General features: G+C 70.3%; 2 protein-coding genes. Both read right to left on the reverse strand.

Annotated features, from left to right (window positions below; all coding sequences use genetic code 11):
* Positions 1-333 (reverse strand): TetR/AcrR family transcriptional regulator (locus AC4FQ5_RS19805; protein ID WP_491146315.1); only part of this gene is annotated, 333 nt, incomplete at its 3' end.
* An 86-nt stretch (positions 334-419) separates the two neighbouring features.
* Positions 420-661: DUF3054 domain-containing protein (locus tag AC4FQ5_RS19810; RefSeq protein ID WP_491146316.1), on the reverse strand; the 242-nt coding region annotated here is incomplete at its 5' end.

The following is a 661-nucleotide window of genomic DNA, read 5'->3' on the forward strand; positions in this document are numbered from 1 at the left end:
ACGGGCGTCGGCGAGCAGTGTCATGGACTCGGCGTCCTCTGGGCGAAAACCGACGGCGAGCGCCTGGAGGAGTACCCGTTCATCCGCGTCGGGCAATGACAATCGGAGCCACATCCGTGTCGCATCCCGCCGAGCCGATGCGCGGGACATCGCCTGGTCGGCGTCCTTGAGCGCGATCCGCGCCAGTCCGGCCACCAGTGCGGCCCGCGTCGGGAAGTGGTGTATCAGGCCGCCCTTCGAGACCCCGGCGGCGGCGACGACCGCATTGAGGGACGGCACGACCCCGGTATCGAGCGTCAAGCGTCTGGCCACTTCGAGGATCTCATCGCGCATGGACGGACCCAACACACCGACCGACCAGTCGGTCGGTCGGTGTGTTGGGTCCGGCTTCCGCTACGACGTCGCCGCGGACGTCCCCGTCACCGGTGCGAGAGCACCCGTCGTCGCGAGCCGATCGCGGCGACGATGCGCCACCCCACCAGGAACGCCGCGAGCACGATCGTCGCGACGATGATGAAGGCGAGCTGCGTCCCCTGGCCGCTCACCGCGCGGAGCAGCATCCCCCCGACCACCGTCGCGATCCACACCGGGATCCCGACCCGGACCGGAGCGAACGGTCGACGCCAGGCGAGCGAGATGACCCACCCGAGGGCGAGCGCCC

The sequence above is a fragment of the Chryseobacterium sp. DT-167 genome (assembly GCF_058310155.1).